Origin of the sequence: Glutamicibacter sp. FR1 (genome assembly GCF_047300825.1) — a bacterium.
Classification (GTDB): domain Bacteria; phylum Actinomycetota; class Actinomycetes; order Actinomycetales; family Micrococcaceae; genus Glutamicibacter; species Glutamicibacter nicotianae.
On sequence record NZ_CP178602.1, the window covers coordinates 2714842 to 2732275 of the forward strand.

Annotated in this window: 18 protein-coding genes; 9 read left to right on the forward strand and 9 right to left on the reverse strand. The window is 62.9% G+C overall.

The genetic code is table 11. The annotated features are described in order from the left end of the window. Window positions 1–26 precede the first annotated feature (26 nt). Window positions 27–503: a MarR family winged helix-turn-helix transcriptional regulator gene (locus ACLQ8T_RS13060; RefSeq protein WP_413454861.1), complete on the forward strand. Its 477-nt coding sequence runs from the start codon at window positions 27–29 to the stop codon at window positions 501–503. A gap of 72 nt (window positions 504–575) precedes the next feature. On the opposite strand, the gene ACLQ8T_RS13065 is transcribed toward ACLQ8T_RS13060, so the two are convergent. The 3 genes from ACLQ8T_RS13065 to ACLQ8T_RS13075 are packed head-to-tail and all read right to left on the reverse strand — an operon-like array spanning window position 576 to window position 4639. Next, a complete protein-coding gene (locus ACLQ8T_RS13065) occupies window positions 576–2483 on the reverse strand; it encodes an SIP domain-containing protein (RefSeq protein WP_413454862.1) in 1908 nt (635 codons plus the stop codon). A 3-nt stretch (window positions 2484–2486) separates the two neighbouring features. Continuing rightward, window positions 2487–3593 (reverse strand): FecCD family ABC transporter permease, encoded by a 1107-nt coding sequence (locus ACLQ8T_RS13070; RefSeq protein ID WP_413454863.1) that lies wholly within the window; start codon window positions 3591–3593, stop codon window positions 2487–2489. Further along, window positions 3590–4639 (reverse strand): FecCD family ABC transporter permease, encoded by a 1050-nt coding sequence (locus ACLQ8T_RS13075; RefSeq protein ID WP_413454864.1) that lies wholly within the window; start codon window positions 4637–4639, stop codon window positions 3590–3592. Before ACLQ8T_RS13075 ends, ACLQ8T_RS13070 begins: the two co-directional genes overlap by 4 nt. A gap of 35 nt (window positions 4640–4674) precedes the next feature. Here ACLQ8T_RS13075 and ACLQ8T_RS13080 point away from each other — a divergent pair, with 35 nt between their 5' ends. Then, window positions 4675–5460, forward strand: a complete 786-nt coding sequence (locus ACLQ8T_RS13080) for an MBL fold metallo-hydrolase (protein ID WP_413454865.1) — start codon at window positions 4675–4677, stop codon at window positions 5458–5460. Between the two features lie 7 nt (window positions 5461–5467). On the opposite strand, the gene ACLQ8T_RS13085 is transcribed toward ACLQ8T_RS13080, so the two are convergent. The 3 genes from ACLQ8T_RS13085 to ACLQ8T_RS13095 form a co-directional block, all read right to left on the reverse strand. Continuing rightward, complete coding sequence (locus ACLQ8T_RS13085; protein WP_413454866.1) at window positions 5468–6526, reverse strand: ABC transporter substrate-binding protein; 1059 nt, start codon at window positions 6524–6526, stop codon at window positions 5468–5470. 191 nt (window positions 6527–6717) lie between these two features. Further along, window positions 6718–8043, reverse strand: coding sequence for an FtsX-like permease family protein (locus ACLQ8T_RS13090; protein WP_413454867.1), 1326 nt, complete (start codon window positions 8041–8043; stop codon window positions 6718–6720). Continuing rightward, the gene (locus tag ACLQ8T_RS13095) at window positions 8040–8783 is read right to left on the reverse strand and encodes an ABC transporter ATP-binding protein (protein ID WP_204722832.1); all 744 of its coding nucleotides are present in this window, start codon (window positions 8781–8783) and stop codon (window positions 8040–8042) included. Before ACLQ8T_RS13095 ends, ACLQ8T_RS13090 begins: the two co-directional genes overlap by 4 nt. A gap of 132 nt (window positions 8784–8915) precedes the next feature. Here ACLQ8T_RS13095 and ACLQ8T_RS13100 point away from each other — a divergent pair, with 132 nt between their 5' ends. Further along, on the forward strand, window positions 8916–9176 hold the full coding sequence (locus ACLQ8T_RS13100; protein WP_204722833.1) for a glutaredoxin family protein: 261 nt from the start codon (window positions 8916–8918) through the stop codon (window positions 9174–9176). A gap of 55 nt (window positions 9177–9231) precedes the next feature. Beyond that, window positions 9232–9885, forward strand: a complete 654-nt coding sequence (locus ACLQ8T_RS13105; protein WP_413454868.1) for a YqaJ viral recombinase family protein — start codon at window positions 9232–9234, stop codon at window positions 9883–9885. Window positions 9886–9956: 71 nt separating this feature from the next. Here ACLQ8T_RS13105 and ACLQ8T_RS13110 read toward each other — a convergent pair whose 3' ends face one another. Further along, the gene (locus ACLQ8T_RS13110) at window positions 9957–11051 is read right to left on the reverse strand and encodes a mechanosensitive ion channel family protein (RefSeq protein ID WP_052254100.1); all 1095 of its coding nucleotides are present in this window, start codon (window positions 11049–11051) and stop codon (window positions 9957–9959) included. A 211-nt stretch (window positions 11052–11262) separates the two neighbouring features. Here ACLQ8T_RS13110 and ACLQ8T_RS13115 point away from each other — a divergent pair, with 211 nt between their 5' ends. The 3 genes from ACLQ8T_RS13115 to ACLQ8T_RS13125 all read left to right on the forward strand — a co-directional run bounded on the left by ACLQ8T_RS13115 (window position 11263) and on the right by ACLQ8T_RS13125 (window position 14414). Next, entirely contained in the window at window positions 11263–11808 is a 546-nt protein-coding gene (locus ACLQ8T_RS13115; protein WP_413454869.1) for a hypothetical protein, read from the forward strand. Window positions 11809–11903: 95 nt separating this feature from the next. Then, the gene (locus ACLQ8T_RS13120; RefSeq protein ID WP_413454870.1) at window positions 11904–12902 is read left to right on the forward strand and encodes a PhzF family phenazine biosynthesis protein; all 999 of its coding nucleotides are present in this window, start codon (window positions 11904–11906) and stop codon (window positions 12900–12902) included. 60 nt (window positions 12903–12962) lie between these two features. After that, the gene (locus ACLQ8T_RS13125) at window positions 12963–14414 is read left to right on the forward strand and encodes a DHA2 family efflux MFS transporter permease subunit (RefSeq protein WP_413454871.1); all 1452 of its coding nucleotides are present in this window, start codon (window positions 12963–12965) and stop codon (window positions 14412–14414) included. 71 nt (window positions 14415–14485) lie between these two features. On the opposite strand, the gene ACLQ8T_RS13130 is transcribed toward ACLQ8T_RS13125, so the two are convergent. Continuing rightward, the gene (locus ACLQ8T_RS13130) at window positions 14486–14668 is read right to left on the reverse strand and encodes a hypothetical protein (protein ID WP_413454872.1); all 183 of its coding nucleotides are present in this window, start codon (window positions 14666–14668) and stop codon (window positions 14486–14488) included. A gap of 94 nt (window positions 14669–14762) precedes the next feature. Beyond that, a complete protein-coding gene (locus ACLQ8T_RS13135) occupies window positions 14763–15194 on the reverse strand; it encodes a hypothetical protein (RefSeq protein WP_413454873.1) in 432 nt (143 codons plus the stop codon). Between the two features lie 161 nt (window positions 15195–15355). On the opposite strand from ACLQ8T_RS13135, the gene ACLQ8T_RS13140 reads away from it, so the two are divergent. Both ACLQ8T_RS13140 and ACLQ8T_RS13145 read left to right on the forward strand, forming a co-directional pair. Then, a complete protein-coding gene (locus ACLQ8T_RS13140) occupies window positions 15356–16045 on the forward strand; it encodes a TetR/AcrR family transcriptional regulator (protein WP_413454874.1) in 690 nt (229 codons plus the stop codon). Window positions 16046–16145: 100 nt separating this feature from the next. Beyond that, the gene (locus ACLQ8T_RS13145) at window positions 16146–17378 is read left to right on the forward strand and encodes an acyl-CoA dehydrogenase family protein (RefSeq protein WP_413454875.1); all 1233 of its coding nucleotides are present in this window, start codon (window positions 16146–16148) and stop codon (window positions 17376–17378) included. Window positions 17379–17434 lie beyond the last annotated feature (56 nt).

Here is a 17434-nt window from a genome sequence, read left to right on the forward strand (position 1 = left end):
CGCGGAAACACACTATTCTTGAAGACATGCAGAACGACGAGTCCAAGCCTGACTTGGCAGATCTTTTCCTTCACGTTTCGCGCATGCTTCGCGGCAGGTGGCGGGACAGCTTGATTCCCCTGGGAATCACTCCGCACCAATCACGGGTGCTGGCCCTGTTGGCCCGCGCCGAAGACGCAGGGCTGCGCAACTCGCAGCTTGCAGAACGATTGCATATCGCCGCCCGCTCGACCACTGAGGTGGTCGACCAGCTGGAGGCCAAGAAATTGGTCGTGCGCACCCCTGATCCAGCGGACCGCCGGGCCACGCTGATCGCGCTCAGCGCCACGGGCCGTGCCCAGCTCGGGGAAATCACGGAGCTGCGCCGTTCCAGCATGGATGGCTACTTCGACAAGCTCGGCGACGAGGACCGCGCAGAGCTCGCCCGGCTGCTGGCAATCCTCGACCGCGAAAACCCGCGGCCTGCACGCGGCACGTGCCAGAACCCGGCCAAAGAAAAATAGCGGACCGCTGCCAGAACGAACCAGGGCCCCGGCACAGTGTGCCGGGGCCCTGGTACTGGTTGACGCTGCCGCCTAGTTCTCGGTCTTTCCGCGGCGCCAGTAGCCCATGAAGGCCACCTGCTTGCGGTCCACACCGGCATCGCGCACCAGATAACGGCGCATTTCCTTGACCGTGCCGGCCTCGCCGGCAATCCATGCGTAGAACGGCGCGGTGTTCGCTTGGCCAGTCTCCCACAGGATGTCGGCATCCACATCGATATCTTCCGGCTCGGCATTGGTATGCACCACTCCGGCGGCCGGAATCGCGACCACCTGGCGCAAGGCGGCCTGCAGCAATTCGCCATGCTCATGGCTGCCGCGGGTCAGCCACTGCACCGAAACGCCTGAGCGGGTGGAGGCACCGAGGATATCGGTGGTCTCCGGAACCTCGATCAGCGCATGGCCGGTCACGTTCGATGGCAGCTCTTCGAGGATCGCGCAGATCGCCGGGGCGGCGGTTTCGTCGCCGGCCAGCACCACCCGGGTTGCCTCGCCGCGGCGGAATTCGATACCGCCGTAGGTGGAGTCGTTAAGGGTCTTGTTCGGGCCCAGCAGCAAGAGCTGGTCGCCGACCTTGGCCCGGTCGCCGAATTCCGTCGCTGGTCCGCCCTGCAGCTGGCCGTCCACAATATGCCCGTGCATCACGAAGTCGATGTCCAGCTCCGCGGTGGCCCCGATATTGTCCCGGTGCCCTGCCTCGCGGAAGGCCCGCACCGTATAGGTGCGCATGTAACCGCGGGTGTCCGGATCAATGGACAGCCAGCGCTTGTACCAGCCCTGCTGCTCAGCCGGGCTGGTCAGCGCCTCGGGGCGCATCGAGGCGATCTCATCGGTCAGCGCGGTTCCGCCGGCCGGCGGCAGCAGCAGCTTGATGCGCATATCCAGCGGGTGGCTGTTGGTGCCGAAGTATTCCAGATCCTCGCCGCTGACGGTGAGCCGGCGGAAGGACGGGGCCAGCTGCTGGCTCTTGACCACGGTGGTGTCGAAGGCCAGGGTCGGCACATGCTCATGGGCCGGGCGCATGGCCTGCGGATCGAGCTGCGCCGCGACTTCGGCAGCTTCTTTCACGCTGGCGGCCTGCTTCACCGCGGTGTCCTGCGCCGACGCTTCGCTGCGGTAGATGCCCTTGGAAGCCAGGACCTGTTCGGTGCGCAGCACGCGGTGCCGGCCAATGGGCAGCACCAGCGGGGTGCCTCCGACCGGGTCCGGGATCACGCGGCTTGGCATGCCGAAGACGTCCTTGACCGTCTTTTCGGTGACCACGTCGTTGGGGTGGCCGGCGGCGTAGATCTTGCCGTGGCGCAGGGCCACCAGGTAGTCGGCGTAGCGGGCAGCCAGGTTCAGATCGTGCAGCACGATCACCACGGTGATCCCCCGGCTGCGGTTCAGCTCGCTGACCACATCCAGGACTTCGAGCTGGTGCGCCACGTCCAGGAAGGTGGTCGGCTCATCGAGCAGCAGCAGGTCGGTCTCCTGGGCCAGGGCCATGGCGATCCAGACGCGCTGGCGCTGCCCGCCGGAGAGCTCGTCCACCGAGCGGTCGGCAAGCTCGGTGGTTCCGGTCAGTTCCATCGCGCGGTTCACCGCCGCCTCGTCCTCGGCGGAGAAGCGCTTGAACAGGCCCTGGTGCGGGTAGCGGCCGCGGCTGATCAGCTCGCGGGCGGTAATGCCGTCCGGCGCTGTCGGCGACTGCGGCAGCAGGCCCAGGGTCTTGGCGACCTCCTTGGCCGGCTTCGAGTGGATATCCGCGCCGTCCAGGAGCACCTGTCCCCCGGCCGGCTTCATCAGCCTGGAGAGGGCGCGCAGCAGGGTGGACTTGCCGCAGCCGTTGGCTCCGACGACGATGCTCACCTGCCCGGTGGGGATATCCAGCGACAGCTCGTCGACGATGGTGACCTTGTCATAGGCCAAGGTCAGATCGCTAGCCTGCAAAGTGGCCATGGGTTATGCCCCGCTTCCAGTTGAGTTGGCGCGCACCAGAATCCAAATCAGGAAGGGTGCGCCGAATGCGCCGGTGATAACGCCCACCGGCAGCGACAGGTCCGCGAACAAGTTCGCGGCAAAGAAATTGGCGATGGTCACCAGCGTGGCTCCGGTCAGGCCGGCCAGCAGGATGTTGATCGGTCCGCGGGTCAGCGCGGCGGTAATCGGGCCGGCCAGGAAGGCGACGAACGCCATCGGCCCGGTGACGGCGATCGGCAGGGCGCCCATGGCCACGGCCACGAAGACCAGCAGGGCACGGGCCCAACCCACATGCAGGCCCAGGGCGGCCGCGGCGTCCTCACCCAGCTCCAGCATCTTCAGCTGGCGCAGCACCAGCGGCAGCAGCAAGATGCCGATGGCGCCGAGGGAGACCAGCAGCAGCAGCGCGTTCTCCCAGTTGCTGCTGGCCAGTGAACCGGTCAGCCAGTGCATGACATCGCTGGCGGTGTTCACCTGCGCCTGGGTGAGCAAGTACTGGATCAGCGCCTGCAGCATTGCGCCAATGGCCAAGCCAGCCAGGATCAGCCGGGACCCGGTGCGCTTGCCCGCGGCTGAGAGCCAATAGATCAGCGCTGCGACCAGCAGCCCGCCGGCCAGCGAGAAGGCGTTGAGCTTCCAGTCGGTGTAGCCGAGGATGATCATGGCGAAGACGGCGGCCGCCGAGGCGCCGTAGCCCACGCCGATCACGTCGGGGCTGGCCAGCGGGTTGCCCAGCCAGCGCTGGAACAACGCTCCGGAAATGCCCAGGCCAGCACCGGCGAGCACGCCCACGGCGATGCGCGGCAGGCGGTCGGCCATGATGATGAAGCTGGTGCCCGGCACCTTCTCGCCGCCCAGCACCTGGAGCACCTCGGCCGCCGGAAGGCGGTCCCGTCCCCAGAACAGGTAGGCGACGATGGCCAGCGCCAGCGCCACGACCATCCACTGGGCGGTGCGGCGCATGCGGGAGCGGCGCCGCACCGCCAGCGTCGTGCCGGACTGGGCGGCAGCCGGGTTCGCCGGCACGTCCGCTTCCCCGGTGCTGGTCGGCTGGGTCATGGTGGTTGCTTCCATTTCGCTCGTGCTCACAGGCTCACCGACTTTATGCCGCTGCGCATCATGATGATGAAGATCGGTCCGCCGAGCATGGCGCACATGACGCCTACCTGGATTTCGCTGGGCGGGGCGATGACCCGTCCCACCGTATCAGCGACCAGCAGCAGGATCGGTCCGGCGACCAGGCATGCCGGCATCAGCCAGCGGTAGTCGGAACCGACCAGCAGGCGCACCGCATGCGGGATCATCAGGCCGACGAAGGCGATCGGCCCGGCCACCGCGGTGGCGGTGCCGGCGAGGATGACCACCCCGATGGAGCCGATCAGCCGGGCGCGGTTCAGGTTGAAGCCCAGGGCGATCGCGGTGTCATCGCCCATGGACACCGCGTTGGAGACCCTGGCGGTGGACAGCACGATCAGCGCGCCGGCGGCTACCACCGGAATGGCGCCGAGGAAGGTGTCGATGCCGCTGCTGGACAGCGTGCCCACCTGCCACATGCGGAAGCGGTCCACGGTGGCATCGGAAATCATCAGGATCGCATTGGTGATCGCGCCGACGCCCACCGCCATGGCGGCGCCGCCCAAAGCCAGCTTGATCGGGGTGGCGCCGTCGCGGCCCACATTCGCCACGAGGTAGACCAGCGCCATCACCCCGGCGGCGCCGGCGAAGGCGGCGACCATGATTCCGCCCAGCGAGCTGACCCCGAGGAAGGCGATCGCCAGCACCACTGCCATGGAGGATCCGGCGTTCAGTCCGAGGATGCCGGTATCGGCCAGCGGGTTGCGGGTCAGCCCCTGCAGACCGGCCCCGGCCAACCCCAGGGCGGCGCCAACCACGATGGCCCCGACGGTGCGTGCGAAGCGCGAGGCGACCACGCCCTGGTCTCCATTGGACGGGTCGAAATTCCAGATGGCATCGATGACGGTGCCGATCGAGACGCTGCGCGCACCCAGCAGCAGCGAGGCGAACAGCGCAAGTGCGAGCAGCGCGATCAGCAGCAGCACGGCGCCGAGCTTCCGGGTGGTTTTCGCCGGCCCGGCCCCCGGTGATTGGCGCGTCACGCTTTCAGTCGCGGTCATTGGTTCCTACACTCATGGCTATGGCTCTTCTTCCCTTGCCCACTATTATCGCCCCCGGCATTGGCGTGCTGTGCGCGCCGAATCCTTCTGAAATGACTTTGGACGGGACCAACTCGTATCTGCTGTTCGACCCGGCTGCGGGCGAACTTGCGCCGGGAACACCGGTGGTGCTGATCGATCCGGGCCCCGAGCTCGAAGAGCATCTGCAGGCCTTGGCGGTGTTCGACATCCAGCTGGTGCTCATTACCCATCGGCATGCCGATCACACCGGAGGCATCGATGCGCTTTACCGGATGGCCGCGGCGCCGGTGCGCGCCAAGCTCCCCGAGTACTGCCGGGATGCGCCGGTCCTCGCCGATGGCGAGGTGATCCACGCGGCCGGGGCCAGCATCCAGGTGCTCTCCACCCCGGGACACACCTCGGACTCGGTGTGCTTCATCCGCCAGGGCGAACGCGCCCACCTGTTCACCGGGGATACGGTGCTGGGCCGCGGCACCACCATCCTGGAGCATCCCGATGGCACGCTCGCCGATTACCTGGATTCCCTGCAGCGTCTGCTGGCGCTGCCCGACATGGCATTGCATCCGGCGCACGGCGAACAGCATGAGTCCTCGCAACCACTGCTGCAGATGTATATCGAGCACCGCCAGTCCCGGCTGGACCAGGTGCGTGCGGCGTTGCAGAAACTCGGCAAGGCCGGGGCGGACACGCAGCCAGCAGAATTGCTGGAGCATGTCTACCCCGACCTCGACGCGCGCCTGGTGGGCGCGGCTACCCATTCCCTGGAAGCGCAATTGCACTATCTGTCAGTGAATCCCTAGCCCGAAGCTACTTCGCGGCAGCCGCGTTTTCGGCAGCCTTCACGATGCCTGGAACCACGTTCTCCAGTGCCCATTCGATGGACAGCGGCGACGCCGCGGAGATGGCCAGGGTTGCCTCGTCGGTGCCTGGCAGTGCCACCGCATCGTTCTTCGCGGCAGGGATCTGGCCGTACAGCGGCTGGCCCTTGACGATGTCGTCCATGGTGTTGCCCGCAACTGCCGAGGCGAAGACGATGTCCGAATCCCACTCGTTGACCTTCTCAGGGGAAACGGTGAAGAAGAAGGTGTCCTTGGCGGCGTTCTCCTGCACGTACTCGGCCTGGGTCATGCCCAGCGCGCTCAGGAAGCGCGGGCGGGTGTCGCCCTCGGAGTAGACGTAGGCGGTGTCCGGAGCCGACAGGTCGGCGGCGATGAAGGTGGTGTCTTTGAGCACTGGATTGTCTTCGCCGACCTTGGCCAGCTTGCCTTCGATCTCTTCGATCAGGGCGTCGGCTTCTTCTTCCTTGCCCAGCATCTGGCCGGCGGCCTCGGTTGCCTGCTCCCAGCTGGTCAGGTAGTTCGGCTCGATGGGGCCAACGACCGGGGCGATTTCCTGCAGCTTCTCGTACTGCTCCTTCTTCAGGCCCGAGTATGGAGCGAAGATGACATCCGGGTCGCTGGCGGCGATGCCGGTGTAGTCGATGTCGTCGCCCACCTTGTACTGCACGGGGGCGTTCTCGGAGCCGATGGCGGCGCCCTGCTCTTGAAGCGCGTCGTCCTTCCACGCGGTGGAGTTGTTCTCGTTCATGCCGTAGGTGTCGGTGTCCATGCCAACCGGCACGGTATCCAGTGCCAGCAGGGTGTCGGCGTTGACCCACGAGATGGTCGCAATGCGTTCTGGGACTTCTTCGATGGTGGTCTCGCCATAGATGTTCTCGATGGTGACCGGGGTGAAGTCTTCTGCAGCCTTGGCAGAGGTGTCAGCCGATGGATCCGCCGAGTTGCTCGACGCGCCGCAGGCGGTCAGGCCGAGGGCGAGGATGACGGATGATGCGGCGAAAATTCCGGCGCGACGTGAATTTTTCATGGGTCGGTAATTCCAGACTATGCGAGGTTACTGTAAGCGTATCGGTCAGCAAGGTTAGGCAAGCCTATCCGGGCCGTATGCCACAATACGCGTTTTTATCAGCATTACGCAACACGAAACGTCTCTAATCACCGACCCGGAAGTGACCCTAACCAAATCGGGTCATTATTTCGGTGTGCTGACCAGAGAATTTATTCTCTACTTGCTAGCAGCTTCTGCGGATCGGCAACAGAAATTGCCGTCCGCACCAGCAGCAATCCGAGCACGACGCAGGCGATGACGGTGATGACCGTCAGCGGCTGGAGCAGGACGGCGGCCCCGGCCAAGGGCAGCACGAGGATTGTGGAGGCGATGGCGAAACCGATCGAGGCAGTCAGCGCCGGGATCATGATCGACTTGGTGCGCGCGGCGTTCATCGTCGTGTAGGGCATGCCCAAGCGGTTCAGCCCCCGATACAGCGGGGCACGGTCCAAGGTGCTGGCGCTTTGCGAAATCGCTGCCGAGGCGGCCACGCAGATGAAGCTGATGGCAAGGGTCACCAGCACGCCGGTGACGATATCTGCCGGCACATGCTCCATCCAGGTGCCCTGGCCGAATTCATTGCCGGGCGATGCCATCAGGGCGGCACCGCTGCCGCCCACCACCGCGACGAAGGAAGCCATGGCCACCCCGGAGACCTGGCGCCATGACTCGGCAGGGCTTTCCAGGATCATGCGGGCCGCCAGCAGCTGCTGCGGAGTGCTGGCCTTGCGCAGCTTGCCCTTGCCCACCTTGGCCACCAGGTACGGGCCGAGAAGGTTCATCACCAGCAAGCCCAGGCCGAAACCGCCAGCTATCACTGCGATGATCGCGGCGATGGACTGCATGAACTGGCCCATGTTCGAGAACAGCGCGTACAGCAGCAGGATGCCGCCGATGGAGATCACCGCGCGCAGCCAGCTGGGCGTGGGCACCGTGCTGCGGGTTGCTACTGCCAGCGGGGTGATGACCAGCTTGCGCAGGCCGGCAGCTGCACTGCCCGCCGAGAGGAGCACGATAGCGGCTACTGCTATCGCCAGCACCCACAGCGGCAAGTAGATGGCCGTGCCAAGCGGCGCACCTTGGAACTGGATCAAGGACGCCAACGGGGCTGCCAGGAAATACAGCGCGATACCGGCGAGCGCACCTGCCAGTGCCGTGCCTGCTGCCTGGAGCACTGCCACGAGGCTGATCTGCGCACCGGTGGCGCCGAGCAAACGCAGCGATGACAGTGCACGGTCATTGGAGCGTGCGGAAAGCCGGGCCGCGGCCGAGCCGAGCACCAGCAGCGGGACCACCAGCAGCACCACGGCGAAGATGGCCAATGGCAGATAGGTCCCCTGGGCTTCGAGCTCGAAACTGGTGAAGGAGTACGCGCCGCCAAGCACAATCAGCAGGATCGCGCTGACCATGGCGTAGGCGCTGGCGGTCAGGATCTGCGGTGCCAGCCGGGATTTCGCCGGCCGGCCGAGCATCCATGAAAGGTGCAGAATATTCACTGCTGGACACCGCCCTTCGCGGCGTTCGACGGGTGTAGGCTGTCGCTGGTCAGCTGGCCGTCCTGCAGCTGCACAATGCGGTCGCAGCGTGCGGCCACGTTGGGATCATGGGTCACCATCACCAGTGATTTTCCAGCACCGACTGTGCAACGCAGCAAAGTATCAAGCACTTCGAATCCCGTGGTTGAATCCAGGGCGCCGGTGGGTTCATCGGCGAAGACCACCATGGCCCCGGTGACCTGCGCGCGGGCAATGGCAACGCGTTGCTGCTGCCCGCCCGAGAGCTGGCCGATGCGGCGTTGCTCCATCCCCGCAAGGCCCAGTTCGGCCAACGCCGATCCGGCGCTGGCAATGGCGGCATTGCGTGGCACCCCGTTGATCATCAGGGCCATGGCCACGTTCTCCTCGGCGGTAAGCTCGGGAATCAGCAGTCCGGATTGGAAGACGAAGCCGAAGGATTCGCGGCGCAGCTTGGTGCGCGCCTTGTCCTTGAGCCCTTGGATATCCTTTGGTGCTCGGCCCGGGAGGCTCAGCATGATGCTGCCGGCATCCGGAAGTTCGATACCGGCCAGTGCATGCAGCAGCGTGGATTTGCCGGACCCCGAGGGACCCATGATGGCCAGCGATTGGCCCAGTGCAATCTGCAGGTCGATGCCGTTCAGTGCGGCGGTGGAGCCGAAGCTGCGGTAGAGTCCGTGAGCGTCGAGGACGGCTGGATGGCCAAGGGAATTTTCAAGCATGACCCAATGTTTTCAATCATGGGTCCTCGCGCGCATCGGCGCAGGGGGCCAAGTCGCCTCCAGCCGGGCTCATCCCCCGGTAGGAGTTGCCGGCACCTTGTTCACAACTACAGCAGGAGCAGTCAGCGGCAAATGAAGCTGGAATTGTATACGCAGCCATTTTGCGCGCCGTGCGTCCGCACTCGGCAAACCGTCGCCCGAGTGCAGGAATTGCTGCCCGCGTTGGAGGTCGAAGAGATCAACGTCGTGGAGCAGGTGACCCGTGGCGAGGAATTGGGAATCACCAGCACCCCGGTCATCCGTCTATTGCAGGATGGCACAGAGAAATTCCGTGCCAGTGAGACGCCGACTATCAATCAGCTGTTGACCGCTATCGCCGGATCCAGCGAGTAGTCTCACGCCGGCTGCGAGGCCAAGGTGCACGATTCTTGCCCCTTCATGGGGAAGAATGGATCAAGTGATTACTGTGCCCGGCGTCCACCATGAATGCTTCGAACGTGTTTTAGCTGACTCTTCCAACCGTATCGAGTGGCTGCGGGCACGAGCGCAGGGCATCACGGCAACGGACGTGGCCAAGCTGTCCACCGAGAAGTCCATCAAGAATGCCGCGTGGGACAAGCTGTACGGCAATGGCTTCTCCGGCAATCCCTACACCGACCATGGGCGCAGCCGCGAACCGGTCATTGCCGCCTGGGTCCAAGAGAATTTCAATATTTTTCCTTCCACCCAGCTCTTCCACTCGCAGCAATCGAAGCTGCATCTGGCGACTCCCGATGGCCTTGGCTTTGACGCTTCGGGGGTTCCGGTATTGGCTGAAATCAAGACCACCAATAAGCCGTTCAAGAAGATCCCGAAGAACTATCTGCGCCAGATCCTGTGGCAGCAGCACGTGATCGGTGCCGAACGCACGCTGTTCGTCTGGGAAGAACACGACAATTTCGTGCCGGTGCGCGCGGTTCCAGAATACCTCTGGGTGGAACGGGACGATGATTTGATCAGCGATCTGATTAGCAAGGCCGAGTCGCTGATCGACGCATTGCGCGAGGCGACGGCCCGTCAGGAGCGCTACAACGACTACGGGCCTGCGGCGTTGCGGCTCTGATTTCACCGGAAAACGGCAATAGCCACTGAAACCAGTTCGAAGGACTGGAATCAGTGGCTATCTCTTTGCCATCAGACCGGGTTGCTCGGGATCATCCGGGGATCTGGCAGGCAGTCAGGGTAGTTTTCCACCAGCTCGGCCAGCAGCTTCTCCCGCAGCATGTTGCGCAGGTTCCACAGGTCCCCGGCGTTGCGCGCAGATAAATAAATGGTCACTGTCTGCAAGCCATTTTGGGCATCCGTCACGAGTAGCTCATTATCCCGTCCGTCCCACCAGTCGGAGGACTCAAGCAGTTCGGTGCTGCGCTGGCGCAGGTAGGCAATCGGCGCATTGAGCTTCAGTTGCAGTGCGACATTTCCGGAAATCTCGGTGCTGCGCCGCGACCAGTTCTCGAACGGCGTGGTGGTGAAATAGGTCGATGGCAGGATCATCCGGCGCCCATCGATCAGATGCACGACGACATAGGAGAGGGTGATTTCCTCGACGGTGCCGCGTTCCCCTTCGACCACCACCGTGTCATCCACGCGGATGGAGTCGGTAAAGGCGACCTGCAAGCCGGCGAAGACGTTGGCCAAGGTTGATTGCACGGCCAAGCCGACGACCACAGATGCCAGACCGGCCGAAGCCAACAGGCCGGCGCCCAGCGCCCTGACCTGTTCGATTGTCAGCAGAACCGCGGCGACGGCAAGGATGCACAGCACCGCAATCAGCACGCGGCGCATCAGGCCGACCTGCGTCTGGACCTTGGCAAGCCTGCGACCTGGGCCAAATCTCGACTCGAAGCGTGCCATCATTCCGGCTTCAATCACGCGCACCAGCTTGATGATGAACCAGGTGAGGAAGAAGACCAGGACGATCAGGATGGCGAACTGCCAGGGGTTGTACCAGGGACGATCGCTATAGAAGACCGCGAAGGCCGACTTCGCGATGATCGATGTGACCATGCCGAAGAACGGGAATCTGGTGGCTTTCACATCGGCTTCATCCACGCCGATCCGGCGCAGCACGCGGCGTGCCACGCCGCTGAAAACGAATGCCAAGATTGCGGCTACGAGCGCACCAATCAGCAGGACAACCCAGAATTGCAACGATTCGGGGAGGAAGCTTGATGCTGTAATGACTTCCTCGACGGTTTCGTCTAGAGGTTCAACGGGGGTAGGAGACATGCTTTAAGCATGTCATATGGCGCTAAATAAATGCTGTGCGGAACCTTCTTTCCACCCTAGGGATCGGGAGATTTCCAGCACCATTGCAGAACCGTCTCAGTGTGGTTCCAATTCCTTTTTGCCCTTGTGCTTCACATGCTCCAGGCCTTTAGTAGATTCACTGGCAGTATGCTCTGCCTGCAGGCGCAAACCAAGAAAGACGGTGATCCCTATGCGCCACGGAAAAATCGGAATCGCGCTGGGCGCGGTGGCGGCGGCCTTGCTCGTAGTGACGCCGGCTTCCGCGGCGGCTCCCGCACCGGCCGCCCAGGCATCCACCTCCTGTCCAACGGTCTATTGGGGTTCTTTGGCCAAAACCGGTTCCTTGTCCACGCATTCCACGGTTCAGGATCTGCGTACCGGACGCCATTTGTGCTTTGACCGGCTGGTCATTGATCTGGCAGGACCGGCTGCCAGCTACTCGGCCAGATATGTCAGCGAACTGACTGGAATCGGTTCCGGCCTGCCGGTGGCCACGACGGGCGGAGCCAACTTGGAAATCCTGGTGCAGGCACCAACAGCTCCGGGGTTCAATCTTGGAGCGAAGGTGAAGAACCTGGGCTATACGACGTTCCGCCAGTTGATCTGGCTGGGCAGCTTTGAAGGCCAGACCAAGGTGGGGATCTCCACCAGGGCCCGGCTTCCGATGCGGGTGTTCACCCTGGCTGGACCTGGCGACGGTTCCCGCTTGGTCATCGATGTTGCGCATCATTGGTAGAGAAGGTTCGCTTGCATGATGCGTTCGCAACTTTTTGCGTGACCTACCACGTAACACCGGGTCAACCTGCTGGTTAATGTGCCACCATGCTAAATATGTCGCGCACATTCTCATATCAGCAGGTTGACGTCTTTGCACCCACTGCTTTCAACGGCAATGGCCTGGGAGTCGTGTTCAATGCTGACAGCCTGAGCGATGTCCAGATGCAGCACTTTGCGCAGTGGATGAATCTTGCTGAAACCGTATTCTTCGTCGAACCGACCGACGAGGAAGCCGACTACGCCATCCGCATTTTCACCCCGAGCACCGAGCTTCCCTTTGCCGGCCATCCCACCCTTGGCGCGGCTCATGCCTGGCTGGAATCCGGAGGGGAAGCCGGCCTGTCCGGCCATCTGATCCAACAGTGCGGCGCCGGCTTGATCCCGGTGCGCGTGGAGCGCGAGAGCAACGACCGGCACTCGCGGCGCTTGGCTTTCCTCGCTCCCCCGCTGACCCGCTCCGGTCCTTTGGAGCCGGATGTCCTGCAATGGGCGATTGCCGGTCTGGGCATTCGCGAGGAAGACGTGGTGGACCACCAGTGGCTGGTCAACGGCCCGCATCCTGCCGGCCTGGTGCTGCGTGACGCCGATATCGTGCTGGGTATCGAACCGGACTACGTGGCGCTCCAGGGGTTGGAAGTCGGCGTGATCGGCCCCTACACGGCCTCCAGCGTCTCGCAGAGCGTGTGGCAACCGCACGGATCGGTCATCCCGCGGGTTTCCGGGACTCGTGAAGAACTGCGTCCCTTGGACTTTTCTGATTTCGAGCGTTCCGAGGAGCGTTTCCGCAATGTTGTGCTCCAGCCTCCGGCCGACTATGAGGTCCGTGCCTTCATCCCCGGCGAGGCCGTTCCTGAAGACCCTGCCACTGGTTCGCTGAACGCGGCGTTCGGTACCTGGCTGACGCAATCCGGGTATGCGCCGCAGCGCTATACGGTACGCCAGGGCACCCGCCTGGGTCGTGCAGCGATCCTGCATATCGAAGCGACCGAACGTGGTGTTTGGGTCAGCGGTGATGTCGCCACCCGCATCTCCGGTGATGTGAGCTTCGACTGATTAACCTTCATAGGTTCGCTATCGGTTCCGCATCCGGCGAATAGGGACTAGCCTTGAGCGGTGCCTGATACTGCGAATCCCGAATCACACTTCGACAGAAAAACCGCGTGGCGCGCCCTCTGGGCATTGGTCATCGGCTTCTTCATGATCCTGCTGGACACCACCATCGTGTCCACCGCGATGCCTGCCATCATGAAATCGCTGGATGCCGACATCTCCAGCATCCTGTGGGTCAACAGCGCCTACCTGCTCACCTTCGCCGTGCCGCTGCTGGTCACCGGAAGGCTCGGCGACCGCTTTGGCCCGCGCAACATCTATCTCATCGGCATGGTGGTCTTCTCGCTGGCCTCGCTGTGGTGCGGCCTGTCCGATTCCCTCGGTTCATTGGTGGCAGCACGCGCCGTCCAAGGCCTGGGCGCGTCGATGATTTCCCCGCAGGCCATGACCCTGATTACCCGGCTCTTCCCGTATCAGCACCGCGGCGCGGCCATGGGATTGTGGGGTGCGGTAGCGGGCATCGCCTCGCTGATCGGACCGATTGCCGGCGGCTTGCTGGTGGACTCCGTTGGCTGGGAGTGGATCTTCTTCATCAACCTGCCCATCGCGGTTCTCAGTCTGGCCATGGTCTTCAAGTTCGTTCCCGCTCTTGAAGCCCATGCGCATTCCTTCGACTGGTTCGGCGTCTTCCTCTCGGCGCTGGCCATGTTCTGCCTGGTCTTCGGCATCCAGGAAGGCGACGCCACCAATTGGGAACCATTCATTGGCCCGCTGAATTCGTGGCATCTGATCATCATCGGCATTGTGCTGATGGGTGTCTTCGTCTGGTGGCAGTCGAAGACCAAGTCCGAACCGCTGGTTCCGCTGCGCTTGTTCACGGTGCGCAATTTCTCCCTGGCCAACGTCGCTATCACGTTCATGGGCCTGACGATCGCGACCATCGCCCTGCCTATGGTGTTCTTCCTGCAGAACGTGCGCGGTCTGAGTCCGACCGAATCCGCATTGATGATTTCCCCAATGGCCCTGGTGGCGATCTTCATCGCTCCTCAGCTGGGCAAGAAGGTCAATCAGCTCAGTCCGCGGATCCTGGCAGTGCCCGGGTTCTTCCTGTTTGGCGGTGCCACGGTGGCCTATGCCTTAATGATGCACGCCGATATCCCGCTGTGGGCCCTGCTCATCCCATCGGCGGTCCAAGGCGTCGGTTCAGCCATGATCTGGCCGTCCTTGTCGCTGGCAGCCACCAAGGATCTGACCGCACGTGATGCCGGTGCCGGTTCGGGAATCTACAACACCACCCGGCAAATCGGCTCGGTCCTTGGTTCGGCGCTGATCGCGGTCATGATGGATGCCCGCGTTTCTGCGCAGATCGCGCAAGCGGACTCCAAGGAACCTGCGGTGATCATGGAAGCCATGTCTCTCGGCTTGGGGCAGGCGTTGATGCTGCCAGGCTTCATCGCCGTGGCCGCCGTGCTGGTTGTGTCGTTCCTCAGCGACGGCCAGAAAGCCCGTCGCTAGGCAAAGCGTAAAAGGCAAACGCCTGATCAATGACGTGAACGTCGGTGGATCAGGCGCTTGCCTTATGGCCCTTAGACCTTGTCTTCAGGATCTTCTTCGTTGTCGCCGTGCTTGAACTCGTCGACCTTCTCACCGATTTTCTCCTGGGCATCAGCTGCGAAGCTCTTGATGTTCTCGCTGGCGTCTCCGGCGAATTCCTTCGCGTTTTCGACTGCCTCGCCCAGCTTCTTCTTTGCTTCATCTAAGAAACCCATTGGTTCTCCTCTTAGCTTGTGGTTCAAATATGGCCGCTGAAAACCGCAGTCTTCAAGATCAACTTAAGGCCAGCTGAGCACTTTGCTCAAGCGTTTATTTCGCTTTCTTGATCTTCTTGGCTGCCTTGCGGCCAAAGATCAAGGCCACAGCAATACCTGCCAGCCAGACATCCTTGGCCAAGGCGGTGCCGTCCGGGGTCGGACGGATGCCATCGGATTCCGTCATGCCCGGGGTGCGCAGGTAGGAAGCCAGCAGCACGCCGGAGAAGGCACCCAGGCCCAAGCCGGCAAGACGCGATGGAATCAAGGGAAGCAGCAGGGCGCTACCCAGCGAGATCTCGCTGATGGAGACAGCCTTGCCGAAAACTGCTGGTTCCAGCTCGGCCAGCTGCGGCACGCCGTTGGCTGCCATCTGCTGCAGGCCTGACGCGCTCGCTTCATCGATGCGCAACTTGTTGATGCCGCTGTTGAGAATGAACGCGCCACTGACCAAACGTAGCGCGGCGTTTGCAATCGAGATTCCCATGGGCCCTCACTCCTCTTTCTTTTCGTCCAGAAATGGCGATCTTCTATAGAACGCCCTGATGTTCAGCGTAGTCATGGGCGCAGTAGTTCACAATCATTTGGGCGGCGCGCAAAGCTGAACCCAAGAATCTCCCAGCTTGAATCATGCTAAATTCGTGAATCATGATCGCTTCTTCCGCAGTTCCCCCAGCAGCCTTAGATCTGCTCATTACGCAGGGCTTCGATGCCACCAGCGTCGACGAGCTGGCAGCTGCCGCCGGTATTTCCCGTTCCACCTTCTTCCGCCGTTTCGGTTCGAAAGAGAACATGGTCTTTGCCGACCAGGAAATGATCATTGCCCACGTCGAGACCACGCTTGCAGCCTCGTCGGTGGATGCAATCACTACGCTCATCGATGCAGCGCATGTAGTTTTCGACCAGTACACGGTCAATCCCGAAGGAGCCACGCTGCGCCACAAGCTGCTCTCCTCGGTGCCATCGTTGCGCGAGCGCGAGCTGGTTTCCACCCACCGATACGAACGCGCCTTCTATGGATTCTTGAAGCGCCGCGACTTGGCGAAGACCGCATCGGAGAAGTCGCTGTGCCTAGGCGTCAGCGCCGGTCTGGTGGCCATCCATAATGACCATCTGCGCAGCTGGCTGAAAGATGCGCACAGCACTGACCGCACCAAGCTGGCCAACGATGTACGCCAGTTCCTGAACCGCTTCGCAGATCTGCTCGATCCGGACCAGAATGCAGCCCCTGCCAAGCCCGTGGCCCCCAGCGTGGTGGTCTCGGTGCTGGACGCCGGCGCCGAGGAGAAGGATATTCTCCAGGCGGTATCGCGCGCGCTCAAAGAGCACGGAGAATAATCAATCCCCACACTTTGAAACCTAGTTTCTTGACATGGCACTGCGTTCCACTAGTCTAGTGAGTGAAGCTTTTTCACCCTAGCTATTAGGAGCACCCGAAATGTCCCAGCTGGAGCCCGAATTCGAATTTCCCGCAGGCGTTGTCGAACCCGAATACGACCTGTGGTCGGAGGACGTCAACATCGATCCGACCGGAGTCTTTGCCGAAGTCGGCGAAGCGGACAATGCTTGGCGTAACAAGGCCCGCAAGTTCATCCTCGATGAGGTCAAGCGCGACATCCACGAGTACTGGGACAAGGCCGACTACCCGCTGCACCTGGTCAAGAAGCTTGGCGATGCAGATCTCCTGCGCGATGGCCTGAATCGCGAGGGCTACGAGGAAATGAGTCCGTTGGCTGCCGGCCTGGTCAACATGGAAATGGCCCGTGGCGACGGCTCCGTCTCCACTATTGTCGGCGTCCAGGGCGGCCTGGCCCTCCGCTCCGTGCTGTACTGCGGCAACGAAGAGCAGATCCAGAAGTACGCCATCCCCATGCTGCGCGGCGAGCTCCCAGGCTCCTTCGCGCTGACCGAGCCCACCCACGGTTCCGACTCGGTATCGCTGGAAACCCGCGCAACCAAGGTCGAGGGCGGCTACCGTCTGAGCGGCGAGAAGAAATGGATCGGCAACGGCTCCATCGGCGGCGTGAGCATCGTCTGGGCTCGTGATGACGAGGGCAAGGTCCGCGGCTTCATCGTCCACCAAGATGCCGAGGGCTACAAGGCCACCACCATCGAGAACAAGCTGTCCCTTCGCGCCATCTGGCAGGCGCACATCCGCATGGACAACGTCTTCGTTCCGGATGAGGATGTGATGCCGGAAGCCAAGAGCTTCAAGGACACCTCCCGCGTCCTGTTCGCCACCCGCCTGGGCGTCGCCTGGTCTGCCGTGGGCCACGCGACCGCATGCTACGAGTCTGCAGTGAACTATGCCAAGCAGCGCGTGCAGTTCGGCCGCCCGCTGGCTGCCAGCCAGATCGTCCAGGAACGGCTGGCGCGCATGCAGTCCGAGCTGGCCACCATCCAGGTTCTGGTGATGCAGACGGCCAAGCGCGAAACCTCCGGTGAGCTGACCGGGCCGCAGGCTTCGCTGGCCAAGTACACCGCCACCCGCACCGCACGCTCCATCGCGGCGAATGCCCGCGACCTGCTCGGCGGCAACGGCATCCTGACCAGCAACCGCGTGGCCCGCCACTTCGCCGATGTGGAAGCGATCCACACCTATGAAGGCACCGAAACCGTGCAGGCTTTGATCATGGGCCGCGAGATCACCGGCTTCTCCGCCTTCGCCTAGTACCCGGACGCAGGAAAGCACGCCGGGACCTGACTCAATCTTCTGAGCCGCGGTCC

What these genes read in the sequence shown, in the direction of transcription:
- ACLQ8T_RS13095 (WP_204722832.1), bottom strand. Translation starts at nt 8,783, where the DNA reads ATGCTTGAAAATTCCCTTGGCCATCCAGCCGTCCTCGACGCTCACGGA.
- ACLQ8T_RS13075 (WP_413454864.1), bottom strand. Translation starts at nt 4,639, where the DNA reads ATGACCGCGACTGAAAGCGTGACGCGCCAATCACCGGGGGCCGGGCCG.
- ACLQ8T_RS13130 (WP_413454872.1), bottom strand. Translation starts at nt 14,668, where the DNA reads ATGGGTTTCTTAGATGAAGCAAAGAAGAAGCTGGGCGAGGCAGTCGAA.
- ACLQ8T_RS13060 (WP_413454861.1), top strand. Translation starts at nt 27, where the DNA reads ATGCAGAACGACGAGTCCAAGCCTGACTTGGCAGATCTTTTCCTTCAC.
- ACLQ8T_RS13105 (WP_413454868.1), top strand. Translation starts at nt 9,232, where the DNA reads ATGGATCAAGTGATTACTGTGCCCGGCGTCCACCATGAATGCTTCGAA.
- ACLQ8T_RS13065 (WP_413454862.1), bottom strand. Translation starts at nt 2,483, where the DNA reads ATGGCCACTTTGCAGGCTAGCGATCTGACCTTGGCCTATGACAAGGTC.
- ACLQ8T_RS13135 (WP_413454873.1), bottom strand. Translation starts at nt 15,194, where the DNA reads ATGGGAATCTCGATTGCAAACGCCGCGCTACGTTTGGTCAGTGGCGCG.
- ACLQ8T_RS13115 (WP_413454869.1), top strand. Translation starts at nt 11,263, where the DNA reads ATGCGCCACGGAAAAATCGGAATCGCGCTGGGCGCGGTGGCGGCGGCC.
- ACLQ8T_RS13120 (WP_413454870.1), top strand. Translation starts at nt 11,904, where the DNA reads ATGTCGCGCACATTCTCATATCAGCAGGTTGACGTCTTTGCACCCACT.
- ACLQ8T_RS13110 (WP_052254100.1), bottom strand. Translation starts at nt 11,051, where the DNA reads ATGTCTCCTACCCCCGTTGAACCTCTAGACGAAACCGTCGAGGAAGTC.
- ACLQ8T_RS13085 (WP_413454866.1), bottom strand. Translation starts at nt 6,526, where the DNA reads ATGAAAAATTCACGTCGCGCCGGAATTTTCGCCGCATCATCCGTCATC.
- ACLQ8T_RS13145 (WP_413454875.1), top strand. Translation starts at nt 16,146, where the DNA reads ATGTCCCAGCTGGAGCCCGAATTCGAATTTCCCGCAGGCGTTGTCGAA.
- ACLQ8T_RS13140 (WP_413454874.1), top strand. Translation starts at nt 15,356, where the DNA reads ATGATCGCTTCTTCCGCAGTTCCCCCAGCAGCCTTAGATCTGCTCATT.
- ACLQ8T_RS13100 (WP_204722833.1), top strand. Translation starts at nt 8,916, where the DNA reads ATGAAGCTGGAATTGTATACGCAGCCATTTTGCGCGCCGTGCGTCCGC.